The sequence below is a fragment of the Streptomyces sp. NPDC038135 genome, from assembly GCF_055601245.1.
Genome location: NZ_JBVJXS010000012.1, coordinates 262509 through 288277, shown reverse-complemented (window position 1 = coordinate 288277; position 25769 = coordinate 262509). Strand labels below are relative to the sequence as shown.

Sequence of the window (25769 nt, the reverse complement as noted above, 5' to 3'; positions counted from 1 at the left end):
GGCGATGGCCACGATCGGCGAAGGACTCGACAAGGCGGTCCAGGGCGCGTTCACGCGCCCCATCCCGAAGACCGCAGGAGCGCAGATGCGCTACCTGGTCAAGCAGCATCAGCGCAGCACTCGGCGCGTGGCCGAGCTGCTCGGCATCAGCCAGCGGACCGTCGAACGCTACGTGAAGAACCAGCTCAAAAGGCCCCGCCCTGAACTCGCCGACCGCCTCGAGCGTGAGGTTCGCTCACGCTGGCAGCCGCAGATTCGGGCCAAGGCGAAGAAGACCGCGGCCACCACCGCCGGCATCATGATCGACGTCCGCGCCCGATTCGGGTACACCGCCGCTCCCGGCAGCACCGACGACGCGCGCGTACGGCACCTCACCCTCGCGCTGCCACCCGATCACGCCGCACGCCTCTTTCAAGCCCGGGAAGCCGGATCCACCGAGGAACAGCTCCGCCAGATCGCCGCCGAAGCCCTCGGCGAGGTCTACTTCCGCGACAACGGCCGCCGCGCCCACGGCCTCGAAGTCGAACTCACAAATCTCCTCAACCTGGAGTTCGAGCTGTAGCCGGCCAAGACGCCGAACAGGCACCGATGCAGCGGGGCGCCCCATATCGGTGGTCCGTGGGGCCGTGATCGACCCACAGCCCGGACGGTCAGCCTTTCGTAAAGACCGCTGGTCCATCCGGTGGTGACGAGCAGGATCAGCGGCGTGCAGATGACTGAGCCGTTCGCCACGACAACCGCCGCCGTAGCTCCCGTGATCCTGATCGCCGCAGCCCTGGAGGTCACCGCCTACCAGAGAGCCATTCAGGGGTGGGTCGCGCACTTAGTGCGGGAACTTGAGCCGGAACTGCTGCCGTTGCTGGATCTCTCCGTCGACGACCGTCGAGCGACGATACGAAGGGTGGTGGAGACCCACGCCGTAGGCATCGGACTCGGAATGATGAAAGTGGCTGTCCGATGGGCGGCCGGCTTCCTCTGGGCGGCGATCATGGTGGCTCAGGCGGCGGTCACGATCATCTGTCTGGCGTGGCTTGCGGACCCGAAGCGCCCAGCGGACCCAGGACATGCAAGTGCCTGCCTGTTCGTCGTTGGAGCGGGCGCTGTCGCTGTCGCCTCGTTCCCCATGTACCGGCTGATGAACGCACCGTGGATGCTGGTGGGCGAGCGCGTGATCGAGATCCAACTGCGCTATCGCCTCGCAGAGGCCCGCCGGCAAGCCCAGCAGAGTGACGCGACCACGGCTGGAAGTGCTGACTCGACGGCAGCATCTGCGAGCTGATTCACACAAACGAGGGGGCCCGCGCAGCCTCGCACCGGGCCGGCCCTCGAAGCCAGGGAGACGACCTACGCCGCCTGCTGCGTGCCGGTGGTCGAGCGGGAGCTACGCCCGCGGGCGCGGCTCGTAGGAGGGGCTCACGCCACAGCGGGGATCAGCGTGGGCCGCTCGCCTCACACGAGGACGTCGAGGACATCGAAGGTTGCACGCTGGAGCGGCTCAGGCACAGGCGTTGAGCCAGGGCGCACAGCATGAGGACGGCGGTGTATCCGTCATCCAGAAGGCTCGCCGGCGGGGCCACGGTGTGGAGGAGCTGGAGCGCTGCTGTCCCGAGCGGTCGGGCCGGCGCGCTCCTGCCTCGGTCTCACGGCCGATGGCGCCGCCCAAGACGCGTACGGTGAGGGCGCGCCACCGGAGAAGCTGGGTCAGCAGCTCAGGGAGGCGGGGGACCTTCGTGGCGCACCGCTCGGGGAGACGTCGAGCGGTGCGCCGCGTGCGCCGTCAGTTCCAGCGGACGGCGTGGAACAGGCTCGCGTCCTGGGGGTCGTTGACGCCGCACTGGCCGACGGTGCCGCCGCCCGCATCGACCGCGGCCGGTGCGCACGCGTTCTTGCTGTTGGCCGGCGCGCCGAGAGAAGTCGCGGTGCCGCCGGAACTCCATCGCACGGCACGTGGGTTGAGACCGCCGCTCGTGGACTCGCCGACGACGGCTCCGAGGTCGTCGACGGCGTGTGCCTCGCCGCCGTCGTCGCCGCTGAGCACCGGCAGGGCGGTGACCGTTCCGTCTGCCTTCCACCGCACCGGGGTCCGCCGGGTCGGTCCCATCGGGGTGCTGAGCCCGGACATGCCGACGATCTCCCCGTCGTCGTTGATGCCGCCTGCCCGGCCGGCCGTGTCGCCGGGCAGTGGGGGTAACTCGCGCACCGTGCCGTCGGGATCCCACCGCACCGCTCGCAGGCGGAGGTCGGGGCTGAAGGAGACGCCCACGGCCACGCCCGAGCCGTTGACGCCGAGGGCCCATGCCTGTCTGTCGCCCGGCAGCGCGGGCAGGACGGCGCTGCTTCCGTCGGGGTTCCAGCGCGCGGCCCGGGTGAGACCGCTCGTCGCGTCGTAGGTCTCGCCGACGATCACCCCGTTGCCGCTGACGGCCCGGGCCACGCCGCCCTTGCCGCCCGGTGGCGCCCCGAGCTCCGTGACCGTGCCGTCGGTGTTCCAGCGCACCGGCACCTTGCCGTTGCCGCCGGTCGCGTCGCCGACGACGACACCGGCGTCGTTGACGGCGAACGCCTGGCTTCCGGTGCTCCCCCGCGGGCCGGTCAGCCGGGTGATCGTGCCCTGCGCGTTCCACCGGGTGGCGTAGGTGGTGGCGGAAAGACGGGCCCAGCCCACCGTCAGGCCCGCGCTGTTGACCCCGGTGGCGCTGCTCTGCGTCCCGCCGGGGAGGGTGCCGAGGTCGGTCGTGGCCGCGGACGCGGGCGTGGCCAGCGCGGCGACCGTGGCCGTGGCCAGGCCTGCGCCCCGGGCGATGTGTCGAAGAGGTCTCATGGCCGCGAGCCTGTTCGAACCCGTTCCCGCACGACAACAGGATCTTGAGTCAGATTCCGCTCCGGGCGCATGGAATGCGGCGGCGGAAGCACTCGATGGGGCATGGAGTGCGTGATCTACCAGGAGAAGACGGGTGAGGGCGAGAACATCGACTGCGGGCGGGCGGCCGGCGGGGGCGAGGCCGCTCTGGAGCGTCTGGCCGAGCTGAGGCCGGACGAGTTCGCCTGGATCCGTATGGACGAACCCGGCGAGGAGGAGCTGCGCAGACTGGGCAAGTACGTGCCGCTGCACCCACTGGCCATCGAGGACGCGGTGCAGGCCCGACAGCGGCCGAAGCAGGAGCGGTACGGCGACGTGCTGGCGGTCGCCGTGAAGACGTTGTGGTTCGTCGAGCGGACCGCGGACGTGGAGACCGGCGAGGTGATGATCTTCCTCGGGCCGTCCTTCGCGCTGACCGTGCGGCACGGTGCGGACGATCCGACCGTGGAGGCAGCGCGCCGGCTCGCGGAACAGCCCGAGATGGCCCGGCTCGGTCCCGCCGCCGTCCTGCACGCGGTGACCGATGTGATCGTCGACGCCTACGCCCAGGCAGCGGTCCAGGTGCGCACGGACCTGACGGAACTGGAGCGGTGCGTGTTCTCACCCGCCCGCGAGGACCTGACCGAGCGGATCTACTCGCTCAAGCGCGAGGTGGTGGAGTTCCGCGACGCCGTGCAGCCGCTGGTGCCGGTCATGGAGCTCTTCACCAGGGCGCGGGACGACTGGCCGAGGCAGATGGTGCCGTACTTCCGCGACGTCACCGACCACCTCGCCCGGACCGACGCCGAGGTCCGCGCCCTGGACGATCTGCTCGGCTCCGTCCTGGACGCCCATCTCGCGAAGGTGGGCGTCTGGCAGAACGACGACATGCGCCGCATCAGCGCCTGGGCGGCCATCTTCGCCGTCCCCTCGGTGGTCGCCGGCATATACGGCATGAACTTCGCCCACATGCCGGAGCTCGACTGGCGCTACGGCTACCCGTGCGCGCTGGGCGTGATGCTGCTCGGGTCGGGACTGCTGTACCGGGTCTTCCGGCGCAACGGCTGGCTGTGACAGGGAGGTTGAGTGAGCACCGGCCAGGCGGGCCGGCCCTCGGAGGGCCGGCCGCACTACCGGGGCGGGGCTCCGGGTGCGGCGGCGCCGGGGTCGTCGAACAGCGCGATGCGCGCGGTGATGCGTTTGCCGACCGGCTGCCGCTGCGCCTCGAAGTCCTGGGCGACGGCCATGACGATCTCCAGACCGTGCTGGCCCACCCGGCCGGCGTCCGCCGCCCTTGCCGTGGGGAGTTCGGGGTCGGAGTCCCACACCACGACCTCGACGGAGTCGCCGACGACGCACAGGTCCAGCAGCACCGGGCCGGGGGCGTACTTGCGGGCGTTGGTGACCAGTTCGCTGACCACCAGCCGGGTGAGGTCGACGGCGCGCTCGGAGACGGGCAGCCCGTGTTCGGCCCGGACCCGGGTGAGGAAGTCGACGGCCATGTGCCGGGCCTGGGCTATGTCGGCGCCGTCCGTGTCCAGGGCGACGGCGGTCCGGACGGCCCGCTCCCCCGGCGTGACGCCGTCCTCGCCCACGGGCGATGATTCCATCGCGGTCATCTTCTGCACCCCGTTCGTCCTTCGCGCGTATACCCGCGTCTATGTGAAGTGACGCCGGAGACCCCTGTGCCGGATCCGTCCCGTGGAGGAAATCGGGGTCCTGAACTGGTCCGTTCGGGGTACCCGCGCGCTCACCGGGGCGCTCGGGTGCGCTTTCGGAGGACGGAATCCAGTACGGAGGAGGTGATCGCCTTGTCGTCCAGTACACAGCCGCGCCAGGGTCCGGGCAGCGAGACGACGGGATCGGAGCCCGTGGGCGAGCTCGTGCAGCGCGCCTCGCAGCAGTTGACGGAGCTGGTGCGCGGCGAACTGCGCCTGGCACAGGCGGAGATGAAGGAGAAGGGCAAGAAGTACGGCAAGGGCGGCGGGCTGTTCGGCGGCGCCGGCCTGGTCGGCTTCCTGATGCTCGAGGCCCTGGTCGCCACCGCGATCGCCGGGCTGGCGGTGGCGCTGCCGGTGTGGGCCGCCGGCCTCATCGTGACCGCGGTCCTCGCGGTGATCGTGGTGGTGATGGCGCTGACGGGGAAGAAGGAGTTCGCCGAGGCCGCGCCGCCCGCGCCCGAGGCGACCATCGAGAACGTGAAGGCCGACGTGGCCGAGATCAAGGAGAGTGCACACCGATGACCCAGCCGCCTCACGACGAGCCGACCGCCGAGACCCCGGAGGAGCTGCGCGAGCAGGTCGAGCAGACACGCCAGGAACTCGGAGACACGGTGGAGGCGCTCGCGGCCAAGACGGACGTCAAGGCCCGCACCAAGGAGAAGGCCGCGGAGGTCAAGGACCAGGCCGCCGTCAAGGCGGGCGAGTTGAAGGAGCAGGCGGTGCTCAGGGCCGAGCAGGCCAGGGCCGCGGCCGCCCAGGCGGTGTCGCGCGTGCAGGACCGGCTGCCCGATCCGGTCCGCGAGCAGGCCGCACAAGTGGCCGGGCAGGCAGGCCAGTTGTGGGAGGAGAAGGTGCCCGAGCCGGTGCGGGCCAGGACGGCCCGGGGCGCACGGATGGCGCGGGACAACCGGGGCCTGGTGCTCGCCGCCGCCGGAGCGGCCGCCGTGCTGTGGCTGATGTGCCGCAGGAAGGGATGACGCGCTGACGTCGTCCGGGATCGCCTCCGGGGCGGCCGGTGCCGCCCCCGGCGCCGGCCTCCGCTGCCCGAGCGGCACCCGGCAGGGCTGACCGGCGATCTCACGACTCACGGGCGGGGCCGGCGACTTCTGCCGGCCCCGCCCGTCCGGCGACACGCCCTGCCCGGCCGTCGCCAATGCCTACACTCGCGCCCATGAATGACTACGCGTGCACCCATTGCGGCACCGTCGGCCTGGTGGAGGGCTTCATCGAGGACGCCGGCGAGCATTCGCGCGGGTACGCGCGCTGGATCGAGGGCGCGTTGGAGCGGGGCATCTTCGGGGGCGCCAAGCGGCTGGGCCGGCCCCGGCGACAGATAGAGGCGTACCGGTGCCCCAAGTGCGGGCACCTCGAACTGTTCGCCACCGGCACGGTCTGACGGCCGCTTCGGCAGCGGCACTCCGGCGGCACGACGGCTCGCTTCGGCAACCCGAAGGCCAGCCTCACTGAACGGGCTCGTAGACGCCTTGTTCGGCCCCGAGGACGGCAGGCGGCCGGCCGCAAAACTCTGCGGAATGAAGTGGCGTCTGACATGACAGGCGCGGGGCGCGGTGTCCTCAATATCGACGATGGGCATGCGAGCTTCAGGGGATGCTCTCAGGCGCACACGTGATCCTCTACTCCCAAAATGCTGAGGCGGACCGGGCCTCTGCGTCTCCCCACCGGCAACGAACTGCCCCTGTACCAGCCGCTGCACCCCGTCGCGCACAGCCTCGACCGAGGTTCGCCCCTTCTGTGGCGCCACTGAGCGTGATGTCGGTGGACCATGCAGCCAAGTCCACGTCCGGGGAACTTTCGGCGTCCGCCATCAAGCCCGGCGGTTGGCGACTTTCGGGCGTCCTGCCCATTCCCGGGCACGCGCCTCGTTCATGCGGCCGGCGACCCTGGCGTACTGCAGGGCCCGGTCCACGGCACTGGCCCCATAGTCCAGACGCCACTGGGTGCGGCGGACCGGCTGCTGGAGGCGGGTGCGGGAAGCGACCGACCTCTTCCTGGGCCACTCGCCGTGCCACACGGCGGGGGTTTTCCTGGGGAGCGCGGCTCGGGGTCAGTGGGATGCTAAAGGCGCGGAAGTCGATCGCCGTCCGGCGGGCACGGTAGGCCCCCTGCAGGAACATCTGGGTGCTAGCGGGGTGGGGGGCCAGCCGTCAATGTCCGCCTCGCCCCTGTCCGTCTCTTATCGATGTGTCGGCGGGCTGGGCGTTCCATGCACGCATGCGAGTGAAACCTGTGCGCGCCGCGGCATGGATGGCGTGGCCTGGGCATAAATTGGTGTGTTTTCCCCACAAGCAGGCGCAAGCCAGTTTCACTGGAGAAGGGAGCGCATAGGGTGAAAGAGAAGCGCAGGGTTGCCGCCTCGTTGGCCGCCGCACTCGTTGTGACGTTCGCCGGAGTCGGAGCAGCGCATGCTGCGAAGCAGCCCGGGTCAGCAGGCGACACGACCACCCGCGTAGGCATCGCACCCGTTGGAGGGTGCGAGAACGGGCACGACTGTCCGAAGCCCGTGCCCGTACCCACGGGATGCTTCGACATCGACTCGGCGGTGCAGGATCCGGACAAGTACCTCTCGGTGGTGTGTGACGGGCGGGTGTATGTCCTGACGGTCAGAGAGACGCCGCCCTCGGCTCCTCAGCCTGTGGGCGGCTGGCAGTTCGTGGGCGGCCCGACCAACGTTGTCGACGCCACACTGGCGACACGCGCGAACCAGGTCTACGTCAGCGTGCTGACCGCGACCGGCACCGTCTTCCAGGGCGTGTGCACCGCGACCGAGCCGCTCACGGTGCCGTGCACCTTCACCCAGATGCCCACACCTCCGTGACGAGGCAACGGGCGGAGCCCAAGCAGAGCGCCGCATGGTGACGGGATCCTGCGGCCCGAACGTGGGTGGTCCCCCTCGCTGATGCCGAAGGCCCCGGACCGTGATCGGTCCGGGGCCCCTTGGCGCCTGGGGGAAGTTGGACACCGGTGATGTGGGCGTCTTGTCTTCGACAGGCCGATGCCCAACAGCGCGGCATCGCCGTCCTCGCCATCGCGGCGATCGCCGTAAGTCCGTGGCTCGCGCCGGGTTCGGCATGGACCCCTTGATCGAGATCGGCGCGTCCACCGTGGTGACCTGGGAGCTGTCCGGCTGTACGGGAGGATCCCGGTTGGGGAGGACGCTGCGTTGTCGTCGCGGCACCCGCGCTGGATCGCTCAGTTCCCGTTCGACCTGGACGAGCCGCCGGCGAGCCGACCCGTGTCGTGGTCCGGTACTGGACGCGGAGGCCCTGTGATTGGCCCAATGGTCGGCGATGAGCTCCGCGTGACGGATTCCCTACCATCCGAGTTGCCTGACAGCCGGCGATGCTGGAGCCAACCCGTAGCCAGCAGCCTTCCACGTCACGAGGTGGGACCGCTGTTGCCGACCCCGGTTCGTGGCCACTTCAGCCTCGGCCGGGCGCCGCGGCGTCCGGGGTGCGTCGTGCCGGCGGAACGTGACCGGTCCAGGCGCACCCGAGCGCCCGGACGGAGATGCGGCCGGGCCGACGCCCCGCGATGGTGGAAGCGCCGAGCACCATCACCGGGACACGACGAGGACTGAGCGCATGGACAAGACGAAGCTCACCGAAATGACCGCCCGCCGCCATGCCGAGCGCGCGGACGGCGGGCAGCTCGCCGCGGACGACATCGGCCGGGTTCTCGACACCCTGTTCGGCACGGTGGAGCACGCCGGGACCATCGCCGAGGCGCTCAAGGCGCACGAGACGGTCACCCTGGGCAGCTTCGGCAGCTTCCACGTCGCCGACGGCGCGGCCTCGTTCCGGCCCGGCAAGGCCCTCACCGAGTACCTGCAGGACCGCACCGGATGACGACCGGCACCGCACGGACAGCCTCCCCGGCACCGCGCCGCACGGATCCGCCATGGGGCGCCTGACCCTGCGGGCCGCGGGCCGGGCCCGCCCGGAGACGGTCTGGCGACGCTACGCGTGCGTCGACCGCTGGGCGTCGTGGTCCCCTCAGATCAGGGCGGTGCACACGCCCGAACGTCGGCTGGCCGCCGGCATGCGCGGGACGGTGGAGTCGGTGGTGGGCCTGCGCGTCGCCTTCCTCGTCGAGTCCGTCGACCAGGCCCACCGCACATGGACCTGGCGGGTGCGTCTGGGACCGACGAGGCTCCGGCTGCGCCATGACGTGCGGGGACAGGGGCACGGCAGCATCACCAGCCTCACGATGCACGGCCCGTGGCCGGTCCTGCTGGCCTATGCCCCGTTCGCCCGGGCTGCCCTGCGCCGCCTGGTGCGGCCCTGACCCCGACCGGCGCGGCCTGATCCGGCCGGCGCGGGCGAAACCCGGCCGGCGCGGCCCCGACCCCGGCCGGCGCGGCCCCGACCCGGCCAGCGCGGGCGAAACCCGGCCGGTGCGGCCCCGACCCCGACCGGCGCGGGCCTGACCCGGTCGGCGCGAGCCTGGCTGACGCGCCCGATGCGCCCGGCAGCGTCGGCCCGGCGCTGCGTCAGCCCGCCTCCTCCAGCGGATCGTCCGTGGGGGCGCGGGACCGGCGTCGGCCACGGCTGCCGGCCTCCGGCGAAGCCCGTCGGATGGCCCGGCGCTGCACCGCCGTCGTCGCACCCCATATGCCGTCGTCCTCCCCCTGCTCGATCGCCCAGGTGCGGCAGGCGATGATCACGGGGCACCGTCGGCAGATGGCCCGTGCCAGGGATGCTTCGGCACCGGGGGCGGAGAAGTCGGCGAGCGGGAAGAAGACCTCGGGGTCCTCGCCTACGCATGCGGCCTGGTCACGCCAGTCGGAGCGGTCCGGGTGCGGGGGAAGGAAGCCGGTCATGGGGCACCTCTGCTAGGCCCGGCTGCTGGCAGTCGGGGGCGGCTGCGGCGAGGAATCACGTCGCAGGCCCGGCAGAGGTTCGGTCCAGAATAATGGCGCATGCCCGGTTTGCGGTAGTAGCTCCTGGCACTCGCTGAGAGTTCGGTGGAGTGAAGTCGAGGAACGCGCACGAAAAGCCACGAATGGACCAGGCAGGGCGAATCAGGACGACCTGACCGGGTATGTGAGCTCGGGCGGGGCGTCCGATTCCGCCTACGGGAACGAGGGCTGGAAGTGCGTGAGATCTTCGTCGCGGCCGGGCACCGACCCCGTGCCGACGCACCTCTGCGCGGGCGGGTCGCGGTCGTGACCGGGGCCGCGCGGGGAGTGGGTGAGGCCCTGGCGCGTCACCTGTCCGACGCCGGGATGAGCGTGGCGCTGCTCGGACGTGAGAAGGAGACCCTCGCCCAGGCGGCCGGCTCGCTGCCGAACCGGACGCTCTGCGTCGAGGCCGATGTCACCGACCGCGCGGCGCTCGAAAGCGCCGCCCGCAGGGTGGAGCTGGAACTGGGTCCGGCGAGTGTGGTGGTGGCCAACGCCGGCATCGCCGCCGGTGGCCCGTTCGCCGACACTCCGGCCGACCTGTGGCAGCGGGTCGTCGACGTCAATCTCGTCGGCGCCGCCAACACCGCCAGGGCCTTCCTCGGCCAGCTGGCGCGTACGCACGGCTACTTCCTGCAGATCGCCTCCACGGCCGCCTTCGGCTCCGCTCCCATGATGAGCGCCTACTGCGCCTCCAAGGCCGGCGCGGAATCGTTCGCCCTGGCGCTGCGCGGCGAGGTCGAACCCGACGGCATCGGCGTGGGTGTCGCGTACCTGCACTGGACCGGCACCGACATGGTCGCCGGTATCGACGATCACCCCGTCCTCAGCGCCCTGCGCCGCAACCAGCCCCGCTTCGCGCGCCGCGTCGACACCCCCGACCAGGTCGCCGAGCGGCTCGCCGCCGGGATCGTCCGACGCGCCCACTCGGTCTACTCACCGCCCTGGCTGCGCTGGTGCCAGCCGCTGCGGCCGCTCTTCCCGGCCGTCGTGGCCCGGATCAGCCGGCGCGAACTGCGGCGCCACTCCCCCTCCGAGCTGGCGGCCGATCTCGCCGTGCTGGGCGCCGGCGGCCGCGCCGACTGGGACGCCTACCGGTCCGCCGATCGCCGTCCCGGCCGGCCGTAGGACTGCCGGCGCCGTCTGACACCGGTGCGGCCGGCGCCCGGTGTCCCGGCCCCGCCCGGTCACAGGACCGCGTTTGCGGGGAACGCACCAGGTCACCCGGAGCAGCGCCGCGTCGAGCGGCGCACTGTGCACCGCCGGATGGATGGGCTGCGAGCCATGACGGATGAAGGACGACGGACGGGCGGCCGGTCGACCCGGCGTCTGCGGGAGACGGCGGCCGAGGTGTTCGGCTGGGACGAGCTGCGTCCGGAGCAGCTCACCGCCATGCGGTGGGTCCTGGAGGGCCGGGACGCCCTCGTCGTCATGCCGACCGGATCCGGCAAGTCGGCCGTCTACCAGGTTCCCGGCCTGCTGCTGCCCCGGCCGGTGGTGGTGGTCTCACCCTTGCTCGCGCTGCAGCGGGACCAGATCGCCGGACTGCCCGGCGGCGACCGCGGTCCGGGCGCGGTGGCCGTGAACTCCGACCTCAGCGCGATAGAGGCCGACGCCGCCTGGGAGGCGGTCCGGGACGGCTCGGTGCGCTTCGTCTACCTGTCTCCCGAGCAACTGGCCAACGACGAGGTCGTGGACCGGCTGGCCGAGGTCCGCCCCAGCCTCTTCGTGGTGGACGAGGCCCAGTGCGTGTCGTCCTGGGGCCATGACTTCCGCCCCGACTACCTGCGCCTCGGCCAGGCGGCACGGCGTCTGGGCCGGCCGCCCGTGCTCGCGCTGACCGCGACCGCCGCGCCGCCGGTGCGGCAGGACATCGTCGAACGGCTGGACATGGACCGGCCCCGCCGGCTCGTCACCGGCTTCGACCGCCCCAACATCCGGCTCGAGGTGCGCCGCCACCTGGACGACGCCGAGCGGCGGCGGGTGGTCGTCGAGGACGCCGCCGCCGCCCCGAAGCCGGGCATCGTCTACGCGGCGACACGGAAGGACAGCGAGTCGTACGCCGAGGAACTGGCCTCCCTCGGTCTCGCCGCCGAGGCGTACCACGCGGGCCTGCGCGCCGCCGAACGCCGGCGCGTGCACGAGGCGTTCCTGGCGGGCGACACGGACGTCGTGGTGGCCACCTCGGCCTTCGGCATGGGGATCGACAAGGAGAACGTGCGGTTCGTGCTGCACGCCTCCCTGCCCGGCTCGTTGGACGCCTACTACCAGGAGATCGGGCGCTGCGGCCGCGACGGGCGGCCCGCCCTCGCCGTGCTGCACTACCGGGCCGAGGACACGGGGATGCAGGCGTACTTCAGCAGCCGCACGGTCAGGCCGGAGTCCGTGGGCGAGGTCGTGCGGGCGGTCCACGACAGCGCCGGCGATCCCCCGGACCTGGATGGGCTGCGGCACGACGTGGGCATGTCCCGGGCCCGGGTGACCACGGCCGTGAACCTCCTGGAGGAGGCGGGCGCCGTGGTCACGGACGGCTCGGGCGCCATCCGGCCGGCCTCGGGCATGAAGCCCGCGAGCGCGGTGCGACGGGCCGCGGACAGCGCGGAGGCGCACAAGCGGATGGACCGGTCGAGGGTGGACATGGCCCGGGCGTACGCGGAGGCGACCGGCTGCCGCCGGCACTTCCTCCTCGGCTACTTCGGCGAGCAGTCCGGGCCGGCGTGCGGCAACTGCGACGTGTGCGACGAGCGGGAGGCCGACGGCGACCATGCGGCGTACGACGCACAGCCGTCGCACGCGGGCGCGTATCCGGCCGGGGCGCCGGTGCGGCACGCCCAGTGGGGTCGCGGCACCGTGCTGAGCGAGGACGGGGACCGCATCACCGTGCTGTTCGACGAGGTCGGCTACCGAACGCTCTCCCTCGACGCCCTGGCCGGCCGGGAACAGCTGCTCACGGTGATGAGCGGGAGCGGCGAGGAGTGATCGACGGCCGGGTGGCGCCGGTCCGCGACCGGCCGTGAGGCCGTCACCGGGCAGGTGTGCGGGGCGGTGAACAGCTCCCGGGCGCCGACGAGGTCGAGCAGCCGGTCGACGGCCGGGCCGACGGCGCTCACCGTGAGCGTCTTGCCCTGTCGCCGGGCGTGCTGCCGCAGGCCCAGCAGGACGCCGAGGCCCGCGCAGTCGCAGAAGTCGAGCCTGCTCAGGTCAAGATCCAGGCCGCAGGCCGAGTCGGTGAGCGCGGTGTGGAGCTGGCTGTGCAGATGCCGGCCGGCGTTGAGATCGAGTTCGCCACGGACGGTCACCCGGGTGCGGCATCCGCTCGACGCGTAGGCGACGACCACGAGGCCGGTCGGCACCGGACCACGGCCGTCGTCCGCGCCCGCCGAGGGGCAGCTTCGCACCGTACGGGGCTCTCCGTGATGGGCCGGCTCGCGCATGGCTCCCTCCGTCATCCGATCGACGCGTTGCTCGAGATCCAAAGTACGTCAGTCGATGCCGGAAATAAAGTACGTGTTTTTGGATGCGTGAAGCCTCGGCCAGTAAACTCGAGCCATGGATGGAGTGCCCGAGCCACACAGCGGATGGACGTTCCTCACGAACCATGCCCGCGTACTGGCCGCCATCGCGGACGACCACAACGCCCGTATCCGCGACATCGCTGCCCACTGCCGCCTCACCGAACGCGCGGTGCAGAAGATCATCACCGACCTGGAGCAGGACGGATACCTCTCCCACACCCGGCAGGGACGCAGCAACGCCTACCGGATCGACCCCAGCAGGGTCCTGCGCCACCCGGCGGAGGCGGGGATCGGGCTGACCGTGGCCTCGCTGCTCTCGCTGCTCGCCCAGGACGAGGCGGACCGAACGGTGGCCGCCGACTAGGCGCCGGCCCTCAGGACGGCTCGCACGTCTCGAGGCGGTCGGCGCGGCCGTGCTCGCCGAGGTATCCCTCGCCGACGGTCCTGACCGCAAGCGGGGCGAGCGTGGCGCACAGGCTCGCCGAGCCGTCCTGGTAGACGACCATCACGGTCACCGGCTCGGCGCAGTCGTTGGCGGCTTCGGTGTACCGCCAGCTCTGGTACATCGCCACGCAGGAGGGGGCGGGCGTGGCCGACTCGGGCGCGGCCGACGGTGCCGCGGCCGCGCTCGGCGCCGCGAGGGAGGCGGCGAGGGTCAGCGAGGCCGCGCACACGGCCGTCAGGGTCCCGCCGCGGGACGGCTTTCGCAGGGCTTCGCTCGTGGGTTCCATGCCGGGGAAGCCTGGCAACGACCCGGCTCTCGGCGCAACGCGGAGCACGTCTTTCGGGCACCGCCGGCTTGCGGCGGTGAAACGCTGTGACATCGGCGGACGCCCGACGAGGCCGCCGTCGGAGTCCATCGCGCTTCAACCGGTTCGGGGCCGGGCGGGAGCCTCGTCCGCGTCTCGGCAGGCGGCGGCCCGCCGGACGCGGCGGCGCGCCGCGCCGCCTGCAAGGAACCGCCGCCCGCGGTTGTCCTGGAACCCGGCCCCCGGAATGCGTACAGGCGATCAGTCCGCCAGTCTCCGGAGTGAGTGAGCGATGGCGATGCGGGCACATCGACTGGGGAGGGGATAGGGATGGGGTCCCTGCCCAGCTGTTGTGAGAGAGGTGCCGACCATGGCCGACGAGGCCCTGCTGTTCGTTCTCCCGGAGCGTCATCCGCGTCTGGGTGCGGCCTTGTCCGCGGTCGGCGAGTTGGAGTGTGCCGACAGCCCCGCGGTGCTGGGCTGGCTGCACGCCCACGGGATCCCCGCCTCCTCCGAGCACGTCAGGATCCTGCCGGCCGGGGCCGAGGTGCTCGTACCGGAGGAGGCGGAGCGGCTGCCGGTCCCCCTCAGCGAGGAGGAGACCCTGCGGGTGGAGCACGCCTGCGCGCCCCAGTCCGTGACGGACCTGGAGTCGGAGCTGCTGTCCTTCCGGGACACCACACAGGACTGGCAGTCGCTGGTCCACCGCGCTCTCACCGCCGGAATTCCCGCGCCGCGCATCGCGCAGCTCACCGGACTGGACCCGCGGGACATCGTCCAGTCCGTCGGCGACTGACCGGGCGCCCGCGCGCGGAGCCGGGGACGCCCGGGCGCGCGGCTGCGGCGCCCGGGGCGGTCATCCGGGGTCCGTGCGACCGAACAGGCCGGCGTGGCCCGGCGGCAGCTGGGTGAGCAGGCGGCGCAGCAGGGCCTGGTCCGCCAGCTCGGCGAGCGTGGGCAGCACGGCGTCGATCTCGCGCCGGGCCTCGTCGAGGTCCTCGTTGCTGCGGTCGGCCACGGCCTCGACGAACGACGCCGGGGTCAGCGGTTCGCTGGCCGGCTCGCTCGAGGTCAGCAGTGCTCCGCAGCCCCCGGGCAGGAGCGCGGCCAGGTCCGTGCGGTCGTCGCCCACCAGGTGGGCGCCGAGGACCTCCAGCACGTTCCGCACGGCCCTCGCTCCCTGCTGCGGCCTGTCGTAGCCCGCGCGTTCGGCGACCTGGGTGAGGAAGGTGTCCAGGGTCCAGTTCATGACAGCCTCCTGTCGTGGTTCCCTCTGTCGTGGTCCTCTGCTCCGCGGCGGCCCGTCCTGTCCGGTCGCCGGGTCCTCTCGAAGCGGACCGGACATCACACGGGTGCGGCGTCGTGGACCATGCGGTGGACGTTGGCGACGCTGCCGCAGCGCGCGTTCAGCAACTCGGCCTCCGTCCTGGCGAATCCGGCGCCGAGTTCCTCCCGGCACCGCCGACTGAGGTTCTGCCGCACCCGGTTGACCAGGGTGCGCTCCTCCGCGTCCGTGTGGCGGGCGGTGACGGAGGCCAACTGCTGGAGCCTCCAGTCCCATTCGGCGGAGCCGATGCGGCGCACCTGGAGGAGCGCGAAGAGGACCTTGACGGCTTCCTGGTGGGCGGCCTCGACGTGCTCGACGGTGTCGGCGTCCTCGAAGGACAGCAGAACGGGGTGGACCGACGCCTGTTCGGCCTCCCCGTGCGCGATCATCAGGTGCGCGAAGTCGTGCAGCGCGCCCTGGCGGTCGGCCTCCGTGCTGCGCATCAGGCGGAGCAGGTCTTCCATCGTCCGGTGGTCCTCGAGGATCCTCTCGACGACGTCCTGAGTCGGTGTCATGGGATGCGCCTCCTTGTCGGAGTGACTTTCACATCCCGTTACCCCCGCTCCCGACAGGGATGTTAATTATGCCCCGTTTGCCGGATCACGCCAGGTCGGTGGTCGGCACCGCCGTCGCGGCTTCGAGAGCTCCGGCGCCCCGGCCGGCGTACGACGCGAGGACCTCGGCGGAGCGGGGGCGGTTGGCCCGCAGCCGGCGCAGATAGGACCGGGCCATGGGGCCCGGGGGCACGCCTCGGGCGAAGGCCAGCATGTTGCGCTCACCGGCGTTGTAGCCCAGGGCGAGCAGTTCGTCCCGGCGGTAGCGGCGCACGTGCCGCTCGGGCAGCCGCCCGTCCAGGTCCTTCAGGTGCAGGGCCGCGGCCCGCACGGCGAACGCGGGATCGTCGCGCAGGTCCTTCCACCGGCCCGTCAGCCCGTGTGCGCGCCGCACCTGTTCGAACGTCGCCCGGTGCATGTTGGCTACGCCGAAAGAGGCTTCGGGCTTCCACCAGTGCCACAGCCGCTCCAGCAGCGGATGGTGCGGCTTGTACGCCTCGTTGTGCAGCACGCCCATCAGCAGCAGCGCTGAGATCCCGGCCTCCTCGGCGCTGTCCACGACGAGCGCGGCGTAGTCGCCCGGGTCGTACCCGCCCGGCCGCAGCGACGGAGTGGGGACGTCGTCCCGGTCGGCCGGCCCGGACGAGTACTCCGCCGCCGCGATCGTTTCCCGCGTCATCCCTGCCCACTCTCCCTGTTCTCCTCGACGGATGCGGCACCCCGCCCCGGCTGGGCCGTCGTGACGTCCGCTTGCCCGCGCGGGGGCCCCTCAATCCGGGCCCGGCGGGCGGGCGCGCGACGGCCCCCGGCGCCGCAGGGATGCGGGGCCGGGGGCCGGGTTCCGGCCAGGACGCCGGAGCTACGGGGCGACCGCCGGGGAGGCGGCCCCGGCGCGGACGTCGTCGTCCGCCGAAGCGCTCTCGCCGTCGTCCAGGGAGACGTCCTTGGTCTCCTCGCCGAGGAAGAGCGCGACCAGCGTCAGCACGGCCATGGCGGAGAGGTAGACGCCGACCAGCCAGGGCGATCCGTCACCGGCCTGCCACAGCGCCACCGCGATGAACGGGGCGACGGCCGCCCCCAGGATCGAGCTGACGTTGTACGAGATGCCGGACCCGGTGTAGCGCACGCTGGTCGGGAACAGTTCGGGCAGGAGCGCGCCCATCGGGCCGAACGTCATGCCCATCAGCGTGAAACCGAGCACGAGCCACAGGACCACGCCGAGCGTGCCCAGGCCGATCAGCGGCACCCAGACCAGTCCGAAGACCACGATCGCGGCCGTGATCCACATCAGGGTGGTGCGCCGGCCGTACCTGTCGGCGAGCGGGCCGGAGACCAGCGTGAACACGGCGAAGAACAGCACGCCGAAGATCATCATCAGGACGAAGGTGGTGTAGCTGTAGCCCAGGCCGGGCACGGCGGCGTCCTCGGGGGTGCGGCCGTAGCTCAGGGAGAACGTTGTCATCAGGTAGAAGAGGACGTACGTGGCCAGCATGAAGAAGGTGCCGAGGATCAGCTGCCTCCAGTGGCCGCGGACCACGGTGGCGAGCGGCAGCTTGCGCACCTTTCCCGCCTCGCGCGTCTTGGCGAACACCTCGGCCTCGACGAGCCGCGACCGCACCCACAGGCCGATGGCGACCATCACGGCGGAGAACAGGAACGGGATGCGCCAGCCCCAGCTCAGGAAGGCGTCGGAGGGCTGGGTGGGGTCGGCTCCGGCGGCGGACGGGAGCAAGGCCCCGATGACCAGGAACAGGCCGTTGCCGATGATGAAGCCGAGCGGCGCTCCCAGCTGCGGGAAGGTGCCGTACAGGGCGCGCTTGCCGCGGGGCGCGTTCTCGGTCGCGACCAGCGCGGCGCCGCTCCACTCGCCGCCGAGCGCGAAGCCCTGCGCGAGCCGCATGAGGACGAGCAGCGCGGTGGCGGTCCAGCCGGCCTGGGCGTACGTCGGGAGCACGCCGATGAGCAGCGTGGCGAGGCCCATCGTCAGCAGCGAGACCACGAGGGTCCGTTTGCGGCCGAGACGGTCGCCGAGGTGGCCGAAGACGATGGCGCCGATGGGGCGGGCGACCATCGCGGCGCCGAAGACCGCGAAGGACGACAGCAGCGCCGTGGCCGGGTCGCCGCCCGGGAAGAAGAGGGAGGGGAAGACCAGGACCGCGGCGGTCGCGTAGACGTAGAAGTCGTAGAACTCGATCGTCGTGCCGATGAGACTGGCGATGAGGACGCGAGACCGCGGATTGGCGGGTGTCTGGGCGGAGCAAGTGGATGGTGCGGGCATTGCTCGGTCTTTCGCGCGCGAGGTGGAGATCGGTTACCGAAGGCCCGCGGCCCGCACGCATCCCCTCGCCGAAAGACCGTGCGAACTGTACGGGCGTTGCAAACGATCTCACCCGTCTTGCTTTATGAAAAGCAAGTACCACGATGTGAGATCGACGGTGTTCGGAGCGGCGCTCCACCGGGGCGGCGCTCGGGAGGGGGGTGGACCCGCACCGCTGCCAGGGCCGATCGTGGGCGGCATGAGTGATCACCACATGCCGTCCGCGGCGACCGGCGCGCGCGGCCCGGCCGGGAGCGCCGGCCCGGACGAGGCGGGGGAAGTCCGCCGCTTCTGGAGCGGGCTCGGGATTCCCGGGCTGATCGACGTCCACACGCACTTCATGCCCGAGCGGGTGCTGCACAAGGTGTGGGCCTACTTCGACGCGCAGGGACCGCTGACCGCCGGCCTCCAGTGGCCGATCGCCTACCGGAAGGCGGAGGAGGAGCGGACCTCCCTGCTGCGGTCGTTCGGTGTCCGGGCCTTCACGTCGATGCTCTACCCGCACAAGCCGGGCATGGCCAGGTGGCTGAACGACTGGGCGGCCGGCTTCGCCCGCCGCACGCCCGACTGTCTGCACACCGCCACGCTCTTCCCCGAGCCGGACGCCGAGGCGTACGTCCGCGAGGCCGTCGAGGCGGGCGCCCGGGTGTTCAAGGCGCATGTGCAGGTCGGGGCGTACGACCCGGCCGACCCGCTGCTCCAGCCGGCCTGGGGCGTGCTCGCCGAGGCCGGGATCCCCGTGGTGATCCACTGCGGCTCCGGGCCCGCGCCGGGCGAGTACACCGGACCGGGGCCGATGGCCCGGGTGCTGGCGCGCCATCCGCGGCTGCGGCTGATCGTCGCGCACCTGGGGATGCCCGAGTACGAGGACTTCCTCGGCCTCGCCGAGCGGTACGAGCAGGTGCGGCTGGACACGACGATGGCGTTCACCGACTTCACCGAGGAACTCATGCCCTTCCCGCGCCGGGCCCTGCCCCGGCTCGCCGACCTGGGCGACCGCGTGCTGCTCGGCTCCGACTTCCCCAACATCCCCTACGCGTACACGCACCAGTTGCGCGCCCTGGGGCGGCTCGGTCTCGGCCGGGAGTGGCTGCGGGCGGTGTGCCACGACAACGCGGCGAAGCTGTTCGGGCTGTGAGCATGATGGATGGAGTGCCGCTGCGGTAGGGAAGGAGGCGAGGCCGGTGAGCCGAGCCGAACAGAGCCCGCAGTGGGCGAGGGACCGCACGGAGAGCACCGTCGCGGAACCGAGCGGGTTGCTGGACCTGCTGGGTGTCGCCGCGGTGCTGCTGGAGGCAGACGGCCGGATCGACATGTGGAGCCCGCAGGCCGAGGAGCTGTTCGGCTACACCAAGGAGGAAGCGGTGGGGCAGTACGCGGCGCCGCTGCTCCTGCACCCCGAGCACCGCGACGCGGCGGTCGCGCTCTTCGCCGAGGTGATGGTGTCCGGACGGGGGTGGGCGGGAGCGTTCCCCGTCCGGCACAAGGACGGCCGTACCCGGATGGTGGAGTTTCGCAACATGCGGCTGACGGACAACCTGGGCGATCACTACGCCCTGGGGCTCGCCACCGACCGGGCCACCCTGCGGCAGGTCGAGCACAAGGTGGCCCTGTCCACCCGGCTGGTCACCCAGGCGCCGGTCGGACTGGCCGTCCTCGACAACGACCTGCGGTACCTGGCGGTCAACCCGGCGATGGCCCAGATGCACGGCTTCCCCGAGGCCGAGCACGTCGGCCGGACGTTCCGGGACGTCCTGCCCGGTGAGCCGTTCCGCAGTGCCGAGACCGCGATGCGGGAGGTCCTGGCGACCGGTGCGCCCATGGTGGACCGGCAGATCGTGGGCCGTACCGCCGCCGACCCGGATCGCGACCACGCCTGGGCGGTCTCGCTCTACCGGCTGGAGGACACGCACGGGCACGCGCTGGGCATCGCCAACGTGGTCATCGACGTCACCGACCGTTACGAGGCCGGCCGCAGGGCCGACCGGGCACAGCAGCGGCTGCGGCTGATGGCGAACGGTTCGGCCCGCATCGGCACGACCCTGGAGGTGGAGCGGACGGCGCGGGAACTGGCCGACGTCGTGGTGCCGGACCTGGCCGACATGGTCGCGGTGGACCTGCTGGACTCCGTCCTGCAGACGGGCCGGGCCGACCTGGGCGACGACCTCGCCCAGTTCCGCTCCATGGCGGTCAAGACCGCCTATGTCACCGACGCCGCCGCGGCGATCGTTCCACCCGGCTCCCTCACCACGTACCACGCCGACCATCCGGCGGCCCACTGCGTCCGCACCCGCAAGCCCCTGCTGATCACCCATGTGGACCGCGGCGGCCACGACCGGATCGCCGCCGACTCCGAGAAGGCGGGTCTGCTCGCCCGGGCCGGTGTGCACACCGACATGGCCATCCCGCTCATCGCCCACGACAACGTCATCGGTGTCATGGGCCTGGCCCGCGCCCGCAACCCGCAGCCGTTCGACGACGACGATCTCGCCCTGGCCTGCGAACTCGCCTCCACCGCCGCGCTGAGCATCGACAACGCCGTCCTCCACGAACACATCCGCAGCGCCGCCGAGACCCTGCAGCGCAGCCTGCTCCCCCGGCTCCCGGCCCGCCACCCCGGCCTGGAGGTGGCCGCGCGCTACCGGCCCGCGCAGGCCTTCAGCCAGGTGGGCGGCGACTGGTACGACGTGATCCCCCTGGACGGCGACCGGACCGTCCTCACCGTCGGCGACGTCATGGGCAGCGGCATCGACGCCGCCACCACGATGGGCCGGCTGCGGACCGCCACCTCCACGCTCGCCGATCTGGACCTCTCCCCCGCCCGGGTCCTCACCCACCTCGACAGGATCACCCTGAGTCTCGACCCGTACATCGCGACCTGCCTCTACACCGTCTACGACCCGCGTCGCAGGCTGGTCCACCTGGCCTCCGCCGGTCATCTGCCCCCGGTCCTGATCCCGGCCGGGCGGCCGCCCACGCTGCTGAACCTGCCCACCGGTCTCCCACTGGGCGTGGGCGGCGCACCGTTCGACACCACGAGTCTCACCCTGGAGCCGGGCGACCAGCTCGTTCTCTACACCGACGGTCTGGTCGAGACCCGCGACGACGCCATCGACGACCGTCTCGACGCTCTGCTGCGGCTGCTGGCCGAGCCGGGGAGCACCGTGGAGGAGACCTGCGACCGGCTGCTGGGCCGGCTGCGGCACTCGACCGGCCATGACGACGTCGCCCTGCTCGTCGCCCGCGTCCGGCCGCTGACACCGTAGCCACCGGCGCCCCGGCCGATCAGCTCCCGGTCGTGGGCGCCCGCGCGGGTACGTCGCCCGGGCGTGTCACCTCCTCCCGCACCACGGCTCCGGCGCGGGTCGGCACGGTGAGGACGGCGAGGCACATGACGACGAGCACGATGCCGGTCCAGCCGGCGACGGGGAGCCGTTCGCCCACGACCAGGACGGCCAGGACGGCGGCGACGGCCGGTTCGAGCAGGGACAGGGTGGTGGCCGTGCTGGCCGGCACGTGCGCGAGCCCCCAGCCGAACAGGACGTAGCCGGCGAACATCGGGACCAGTGCCATGTAGGCGCCGACGGCCGCGCCGGACCACGAGTCCAGGAGCGGGGCGCCGGTCGCCACGAGGACGGGGAGCAGGAGCAGACCGCCGAGGCCGAACACGGCGCCCATCGCCGCCCGTGAGGGGATCCCGCCGGTGATCAGCCGGTGCGCGGCCCAGGAGTACAGGGCGTAGGTCGCGGCGGCGACGAGTCCGAGGCCGGTCCCGACCAGCGTGCCGGCCACGGAGCGTCCTCCCGCGCCGCCGGAGGCGTGGGCGGCCTCCGCGACGCACAGCAGGGCCGTGCCGAGCAGGCCGAGGCAGGCGGCCAGCGTCCAGCGGCGGGTGAGGCGGCGGCGGTCCACCACCCGCTCGATCACCGCCGAGGCCAGTGGGGCGGTGCCGATCGAGACCACGGTGCCGACGGCGACGCCGGCCAGCCGCATGGAGCTGTAGAACGCCAGTGGGTAGACGGCCACCGAGACGGCGCCCAGCAGCACGGTCCCGCGGTGAGCGCGCAGGCGTGGTGCGGCGCGGACGGTCCGCCGCGCGGCGGCGAGGGCCTGGAGGAGTCCGCCGAGCCCCATCGCGACCGCGCCGATGGCCAGCGGGCCGACGTCCGGCGCGAAGGTGGCGGCCGTTCCGGTGGTCCCCCACAGCACGGAAGCCGCCAGCACGCACAGCGCACCCGTGCCGGCGGACCGGCCTCGCCCGGCGCCCTTCACAGCCGGTCCAGCAGGCCGGCCGCGAGCGCGCGGGCGTGCCGCAGGCGCTCGTCGTTCCCCTCCAGGCCGGCGCGGGCCATCGCCCCTTCCAGGAGGAACGACAGGTGCTCCGCCGTGGCGCGGGCCTCGTCGGGGCGGCCGGGCAGCAGCTCGGCCAGGTGCCCGGCGATCAGCCGCTCGACCTCCTCCTTGTGGGCGCGGACCACGTCCCGGCCCTCGTCCCCAGCCGGGAACTCGGCGGCGGCGTTCAGCAGACCGCAGCCGCGAAAGCCCCGCTCGTACGCGAACGCGGCGTGGTCCGCGTACGCGTCGAAGACCGCGAGGACCCCGTCCCGCGGGCCCGCGGCCGACTCCAGCCGCGCGCGGTAGAGGCCGAGCCATTCCGCGTGCCGGGCGTCGAGGTACGCGCGGACCAGCTCGGCCTTGGAGGAGAAGTTGTTGTACAGGCTCATCTTCGCGACGCCGGCCTCGGCGGTGATCGTGTCGATGCCGGTCGCCGCCACACCGTCGGCGTAGAACCGCCGGGCCGCCGCCTCCAGCAGCCGCTCCCGCGCCGGTCGCCGCCTGCCGCGCGCCGTCGTACTCATGCCGGTGTCACCCATGGGCCATCCAGATTAGGTAGGTAGGTCTACCTAGATTAGCCCACGTACGGCGGCTGGACACGTGCGGAAGTAAGTCCGGTTTGACCCGATCGGGTGGGTACCCGGTCCGCGAAGACCCGTCACTCACTACGAGGTGAAGGCAATGACCACTTCGCACGGCCCCTCGATGGAGACACACCCCGACATAGTCGACATGCGCATGCGTCACGAGATGGCCGAGCGCGCCACGAGCACCCCGCAGGGGCAGGCCGTCGGCACGTTGGCCTTCCTCACCGGCATCTACATGGCGGCGTCACCGTGGATCACCGGGTTCAACGGCCTGTCCACCCTCGCCGTCAACAACCTGATCGTCGGCATCGCCTACGCCCTCCTCATGAGCGGAGGCTTCGGCCGCGCCTACGAACGCACCCACAGCATGGCCTGGGGAGCCTGCATCCTGGGCATCTGGATGATCATCTCCCCGTGGGTCGTCGCGGGCGACGTCAGCACCACGAAGACCATCGTCAACAACGTCATCACCGGCGCCATCGCCGCCCTGCTCGCGCTGGCGGCCACCGCGGCAGCCGGAAAGGCCGAATCCGGGAAGTCGCGGCACAGCGGCATGTCCGCGCCGTACGCCTCCGGCCGCTGACCGGACAGCGCGTGGCGTCCGACAAGCCGGCCCGCCGGGCGGTGGTGACCGGGGCGTCGTCCGGGATCGGCGCCGAGTACGCCGCCGCGCTGGCACGGCGCGGCTGGGACCTGGTGCTCGTCGCCCGGCGCGCCGACCGGCTCGACGCGCTGGCGGGACGGCTGCGCGAGGGGTGCGGGGCCGGGGTCGAGCCCCTGGTGGCCGACCTCGCCCGCTCCCCGGACCTCGCCCGGGTCGCGGAGCGGGTGACCGCCGACGACGTGGCGCTGCTCGTCAACAACGCCGGGATCAACGGGTACGGACCCTTCACCGAGGTCGATCAGGCCCTGCTCGCCAAGGTGCTGGACGTGAACGTCGTGGCGCCGACGGCGCTCACCCGCGCGGCCCTTCCCGGCATGGTGGCCCGCGGCCGGGGCGCCGTCGTCAACGTCGCCTCGCTGCTGGCGTTCGCCGGCTCCCTGCCCCCGGGCCCCCTCCCCCACCGGGCCGTCTACGGGGGCACCAAGGGCTACATGGTGACGTTCACCAGGACCCTCGCCGCCGAGCTGGCCGACTCGCCGGTGCGGGTCCAGGTCGTCTGCCCCGGGCTGACCGCCACCGAGTTCCACCTCGGCACCGGCGAGGCCCCGGTCGGCGGCGAGGCCCGGGTCCACGAGGACGGCGGCATGCCGCCCGCCGACGTGGTCGCGGCGTCCCTCGCCGGCCTGGAGACCGGGGAGGTGCTGTGCGTGCCCGGCCTGTCCGACCCCGGGCCGCTGACCGGGCTGGCCGAGGCGGAACTCGCCCTGCGCAACGGATCGGGCGCCGTCCTGGCGGAACGCTACCGCGCCGCGGACGCACGGGCGGGTGAGCCGCAGTAGGTGCGTCGGCTTCCGCCGCCGTGCTCGCCCGCATCTTCCGCGTTCCTCCGCGTCCTCCACTTGCCTCCGCGTCGGCACGCGCGGGCCGGCGCGTACGGACACTGCCGCCGGCGTGGTTGTCAGAGCCGGCTGTGCTTGTCGATGTCCTCGGTGAACTCCTCGATCGCCCGGGCGGTGAGCGTCGGCCGGGTGTCGGCGATGGCCGCCAGGTAGTCGTCGGTGGTGGCCGGCGCGCCCCGGCGCTCGGCGACCTCGCGTTCGAACGCGGCCTGGGCGCCCTTGCGGGCCGCGTACTCGATGTCGGCCGGGGTGAACAGCTTGCTGGCCTCCACCAACCGCGCGAGGTCGATGGAGTCGGTGGCGGCCGCTCTGAGGTAGCGGGCCCAGATGGCCGAGCGGGCGGTCGGGTCCGGCGGGCCGATGGGGATGACGTAGTCGAACCGGCCCGGCCGGAGGAACGCCGGGTCGAGGGAGCGGACCGAGTTGGTGGCGCAGGCGAGCAGGCGTGCGTCGTGTTCGCGGAAGACGGGGATGAGCTTGAGCAGCTCGTTGGTGACGCCGTGCCCTGGGTCGACCGCCTTCCCGGACCGCACGGCGGCGATCTCCTCCACCTCGTCGATGAAGAGCACGACCGAGTCCAGTTCGGCCAGTTCCGCGAACACCTCCCGCAGCGCCGCCGCCAGCCCTTCGCCGGTGTCGGCCGCGAGGCGGGAGGGGAAGAGCTCCACGAACGGCCAGCCGAGCCGCGAGGCCACGGCCTTGGCGAAGCTGGTCTTGCCGGTGCCGGGCGGGCCGAACAGCATGACCGCCTTCGGCGGGACGACGCCGTAGCGGTCGGCCAGCACCGGCTCGGTCAGCGGCAGGACGACCCGGCGCTCGATGACCTGCTTCTCCCGCTCCATGCCCGCCATCGCGTCCCACAGCCCCTCCGGCAACATCCGGCCGCCGAGGGCCGCGAGGACGTCGGCGTCGGCGGTCCCCGACGGTTCGAACTTCTCGAAGTAGGTGAGGTCGTCGCGGGACTCGTAGCCCGAGTTGGCCAGGGCCTTCGTCCCGGCCGCGTGGGCGGGCAGCAGCGCGCTGATGTGACGCACTCCGGCGGCCCGCAGCCGCCGCTCCAGCTCGGCGACGAGCGCGCTGCCGATACCGCGCTCGCGCCAGCGGGAGGCCAGCGCCACCAGCAGGATCCAGCCCCGCTTGGCGTAGGACTCCGCCACGGCCATGCCCACGAGCTCCTCGCCGACCACGGCGACGACCGCCGTCTGCCCGGACTTGGCCGCGGCCATCACCTCGGAGACCGGGAACACCCGGTCCTCGTCGGTCCCGCGGCTCTGGTCCCAGATCTGGATGGCCTGGTCGAGATCGTCGTCGTGATAGTCGCGCAGGTGCCATACGGGCATCGTCCCCACCACCTCGCTCGGCGTGGAGATCCCATTGTCCGCCGCGGCAGCGCGCGGTGCC

General features: G+C 72.4%; 29 protein-coding genes. 17 read left to right on the top strand and 12 right to left on the bottom strand.

Annotation, left to right across the window (positions count from 1 at the left end):
* Window positions 1-4: 4 nt before the first annotated feature.
* The gene (tpg, locus tag ACZ7JA_RS31935) at window positions 5-562 is read left to right on the top strand and encodes a telomere-protecting terminal protein Tpg (RefSeq protein ID WP_470811833.1); all 558 of its coding nucleotides are present in this window, start codon (window positions 5-7) and stop codon (window positions 560-562) included.
* Window positions 563-706: 144 nt separating this feature from the next.
* Window positions 707-1279 carry a hypothetical protein gene (locus tag ACZ7JA_RS31930; RefSeq protein ID WP_351669370.1) on the top strand — a complete coding sequence of 191 codons (573 nt, stop codon included), beginning with the start codon at window positions 707-709 and terminating at the stop codon, window positions 1277-1279.
* A 498-nt stretch (window positions 1280-1777) separates the two neighbouring features.
* On the opposite strand, the gene ACZ7JA_RS31925 is transcribed toward ACZ7JA_RS31930, so the two are convergent.
* The gene (locus tag ACZ7JA_RS31925; RefSeq protein ID WP_470811831.1) at window positions 1778-2821 is read right to left on the bottom strand and encodes a hypothetical protein; all 1044 of its coding nucleotides are present in this window, start codon (window positions 2819-2821) and stop codon (window positions 1778-1780) included.
* Between the two features lie 102 nt (window positions 2822-2923).
* On the opposite strand from ACZ7JA_RS31925, the gene ACZ7JA_RS31920 reads away from it, so the two are divergent.
* Window positions 2924-3913, top strand: a complete 990-nt coding sequence (locus ACZ7JA_RS31920; protein ID WP_470811829.1) for a magnesium and cobalt transport protein CorA — start codon at window positions 2924-2926, stop codon at window positions 3911-3913.
* Window positions 3914-3969: 56 nt separating this feature from the next.
* Here ACZ7JA_RS31920 and ACZ7JA_RS31915 read toward each other — a convergent pair whose 3' ends face one another.
* Window positions 3970-4458 carry an ATP-binding protein gene (locus ACZ7JA_RS31915; RefSeq protein WP_470811887.1) on the bottom strand — a complete coding sequence of 163 codons (489 nt, stop codon included), beginning with the start codon at window positions 4456-4458 and terminating at the stop codon, window positions 3970-3972.
* Window positions 4459-4650: 192 nt separating this feature from the next.
* On the opposite strand from ACZ7JA_RS31915, the gene ACZ7JA_RS31910 reads away from it, so the two are divergent.
* From ACZ7JA_RS31910 to ACZ7JA_RS31885, 6 genes are all read left to right on the top strand, one after another.
* A complete protein-coding gene (locus ACZ7JA_RS31910; RefSeq protein WP_470811827.1) occupies window positions 4651-5082 on the top strand; it encodes a phage holin family protein in 432 nt (143 codons plus the stop codon).
* Window positions 5079-5537, top strand: a complete 459-nt coding sequence (locus ACZ7JA_RS31905; protein WP_351669364.1) for a DUF3618 domain-containing protein — start codon at window positions 5079-5081, stop codon at window positions 5535-5537. The genes ACZ7JA_RS31910 and ACZ7JA_RS31905 overlap by 4 nt, the downstream gene beginning before the upstream one ends.
* A 194-nt stretch (window positions 5538-5731) precedes the next feature.
* A complete protein-coding gene (locus ACZ7JA_RS31900; RefSeq protein ID WP_351669363.1) occupies window positions 5732-5956 on the top strand; it encodes a hypothetical protein in 225 nt (74 codons plus the stop codon).
* A gap of 1125 nt (window positions 5957-7081) precedes the next feature.
* A complete protein-coding gene (locus tag ACZ7JA_RS31895; RefSeq protein WP_450752883.1) occupies window positions 7082-7396 on the top strand; it encodes a hypothetical protein in 315 nt (104 codons plus the stop codon).
* A 766-nt stretch (window positions 7397-8162) separates the two neighbouring features.
* Window positions 8163-8426, top strand: coding sequence for an HU family DNA-binding protein (locus tag ACZ7JA_RS31890; protein WP_470811824.1), 264 nt, complete (start codon window positions 8163-8165; stop codon window positions 8424-8426).
* A gap of 52 nt (window positions 8427-8478) precedes the next feature.
* Window positions 8479-8865, top strand: coding sequence for an SRPBCC family protein (locus ACZ7JA_RS31885; RefSeq protein WP_389298302.1), 387 nt, complete (start codon window positions 8479-8481; stop codon window positions 8863-8865).
* Window positions 8866-9070: 205 nt separating this feature from the next.
* Here ACZ7JA_RS31885 and ACZ7JA_RS31880 read toward each other — a convergent pair whose 3' ends face one another.
* Window positions 9071-9400, bottom strand: coding sequence for a WhiB family transcriptional regulator (locus ACZ7JA_RS31880; protein ID WP_351669360.1), 330 nt, complete (start codon window positions 9398-9400; stop codon window positions 9071-9073).
* A 282-nt stretch (window positions 9401-9682) separates the two neighbouring features.
* Here ACZ7JA_RS31880 and ACZ7JA_RS31875 point away from each other — a divergent pair, with 282 nt between their 5' ends.
* Both ACZ7JA_RS31875 and ACZ7JA_RS31870 read left to right on the top strand, forming a co-directional pair.
* Entirely contained in the window at window positions 9683-10609 is a 927-nt protein-coding gene (locus ACZ7JA_RS31875) for an SDR family oxidoreductase (RefSeq protein ID WP_351669520.1), read from the top strand.
* Window positions 10610-10765: 156 nt separating this feature from the next.
* Window positions 10766-12460, top strand: coding sequence for a RecQ family ATP-dependent DNA helicase (locus tag ACZ7JA_RS31870; protein WP_470811822.1), 1695 nt, complete (start codon window positions 10766-10768; stop codon window positions 12458-12460).
* Here the strand turns inward: ACZ7JA_RS31870 and ACZ7JA_RS31865 are convergent.
* On the bottom strand, window positions 12382-12915 hold the full coding sequence (locus ACZ7JA_RS31865) for an STAS domain-containing protein (RefSeq protein WP_389450539.1): 534 nt from the start codon (window positions 12913-12915) through the stop codon (window positions 12382-12384). The two genes, ACZ7JA_RS31870 and ACZ7JA_RS31865, sit on opposite strands and share 79 nt — an antisense overlap.
* 115 nt (window positions 12916-13030) lie before the next feature.
* On the opposite strand from ACZ7JA_RS31865, the gene ACZ7JA_RS31860 reads away from it, so the two are divergent.
* Entirely contained in the window at window positions 13031-13360 is a 330-nt protein-coding gene (locus tag ACZ7JA_RS31860; protein WP_351669354.1) for a helix-turn-helix transcriptional regulator, read from the top strand.
* 10 nt (window positions 13361-13370) lie between these two features.
* Here the strand turns inward: ACZ7JA_RS31860 and ACZ7JA_RS31855 are convergent, their stop codons facing one another.
* Window positions 13371-13727 (bottom strand): alpha-amylase, encoded by a 357-nt coding sequence (locus ACZ7JA_RS31855; RefSeq protein ID WP_351669352.1) that lies wholly within the window; start codon window positions 13725-13727, stop codon window positions 13371-13373.
* 388 nt (window positions 13728-14115) lie between these two features.
* Here ACZ7JA_RS31855 and ACZ7JA_RS31850 point away from each other — a divergent pair, with 388 nt between their 5' ends.
* Complete coding sequence (locus ACZ7JA_RS31850; RefSeq protein ID WP_389450533.1) at window positions 14116-14541, top strand: DUF6003 family protein; 426 nt, start codon at window positions 14116-14118, stop codon at window positions 14539-14541.
* 60 nt (window positions 14542-14601) lie between these two features.
* Here ACZ7JA_RS31850 and ACZ7JA_RS31845 read toward each other — a convergent pair whose 3' ends face one another.
* The 4 genes from ACZ7JA_RS31845 to ACZ7JA_RS31830 all read right to left on the bottom strand — a co-directional run bounded on the left by ACZ7JA_RS31845 (window position 14602) and on the right by ACZ7JA_RS31830 (window position 17904).
* Window positions 14602-14994 (bottom strand): DUF2267 domain-containing protein, encoded by a 393-nt coding sequence (locus tag ACZ7JA_RS31845; RefSeq protein WP_470811818.1) that lies wholly within the window; start codon window positions 14992-14994, stop codon window positions 14602-14604.
* A 95-nt stretch (window positions 14995-15089) separates the two neighbouring features.
* The gene (locus tag ACZ7JA_RS31840) at window positions 15090-15587 is read right to left on the bottom strand and encodes a hemerythrin domain-containing protein (protein ID WP_470811816.1); all 498 of its coding nucleotides are present in this window, start codon (window positions 15585-15587) and stop codon (window positions 15090-15092) included.
* Between the two features lie 85 nt (window positions 15588-15672).
* Window positions 15673-16305 (bottom strand): lytic transglycosylase domain-containing protein, encoded by a 633-nt coding sequence (locus tag ACZ7JA_RS31835; protein WP_389450529.1) that lies wholly within the window; start codon window positions 16303-16305, stop codon window positions 15673-15675.
* 180 nt (window positions 16306-16485) lie between these two features.
* Window positions 16486-17904 carry an MFS transporter gene (locus ACZ7JA_RS31830; RefSeq protein WP_470811814.1) on the bottom strand — a complete coding sequence of 473 codons (1419 nt, stop codon included), beginning with the start codon at window positions 17902-17904 and terminating at the stop codon, window positions 16486-16488.
* Between the two features lie 253 nt (window positions 17905-18157).
* Here ACZ7JA_RS31830 and ACZ7JA_RS31825 point away from each other — a divergent pair, with 253 nt between their 5' ends.
* Together ACZ7JA_RS31825 and ACZ7JA_RS31820 are read left to right on the top strand one after the other, a co-directional pair.
* Window positions 18158-19081 (top strand): amidohydrolase family protein, encoded by a 924-nt coding sequence (locus ACZ7JA_RS31825; RefSeq protein ID WP_470811886.1) that lies wholly within the window; start codon window positions 18158-18160, stop codon window positions 19079-19081.
* A gap of 46 nt (window positions 19082-19127) precedes the next feature.
* Window positions 19128-21209 (top strand): SpoIIE family protein phosphatase, encoded by a 2082-nt coding sequence (locus tag ACZ7JA_RS31820; protein ID WP_351669339.1) that lies wholly within the window; start codon window positions 19128-19130, stop codon window positions 21207-21209.
* Window positions 21210-21228: 19 nt separating this feature from the next.
* Here ACZ7JA_RS31820 and ACZ7JA_RS31815 read toward each other — a convergent pair whose 3' ends face one another.
* Together ACZ7JA_RS31815 and ACZ7JA_RS31810 are read right to left on the bottom strand one after the other, a co-directional pair.
* The gene (locus ACZ7JA_RS31815; RefSeq protein ID WP_450746776.1) at window positions 21229-22215 is read right to left on the bottom strand and encodes a DMT family transporter; all 987 of its coding nucleotides are present in this window, start codon (window positions 22213-22215) and stop codon (window positions 21229-21231) included.
* Window positions 22212-22817 carry a TetR/AcrR family transcriptional regulator gene (locus ACZ7JA_RS31810; protein WP_351669335.1) on the bottom strand — a complete coding sequence of 202 codons (606 nt, stop codon included), beginning with the start codon at window positions 22815-22817 and terminating at the stop codon, window positions 22212-22214. Before ACZ7JA_RS31810 ends, ACZ7JA_RS31815 begins: the two co-directional genes overlap by 4 nt.
* A gap of 166 nt (window positions 22818-22983) precedes the next feature.
* Here ACZ7JA_RS31810 and ACZ7JA_RS31805 point away from each other — a divergent pair, with 166 nt between their 5' ends.
* Complete coding sequence (locus ACZ7JA_RS31805; protein ID WP_450746783.1) at window positions 22984-23448, top strand: SPW repeat protein; 465 nt, start codon at window positions 22984-22986, stop codon at window positions 23446-23448.
* A gap of 11 nt (window positions 23449-23459) precedes the next feature.
* Complete coding sequence (locus ACZ7JA_RS31800) at window positions 23460-24308, top strand: SDR family NAD(P)-dependent oxidoreductase (protein ID WP_470811811.1); 849 nt, start codon at window positions 23460-23462, stop codon at window positions 24306-24308.
* 119 nt (window positions 24309-24427) lie between these two features.
* Here ACZ7JA_RS31800 and ACZ7JA_RS31795 read toward each other — a convergent pair whose 3' ends face one another.
* Window positions 24428-25708 carry an ATP-binding protein gene (locus ACZ7JA_RS31795; protein WP_470811809.1) on the bottom strand — a complete coding sequence of 427 codons (1281 nt, stop codon included), beginning with the start codon at window positions 25706-25708 and terminating at the stop codon, window positions 24428-24430.
* Window positions 25709-25769 lie beyond the last annotated feature (61 nt).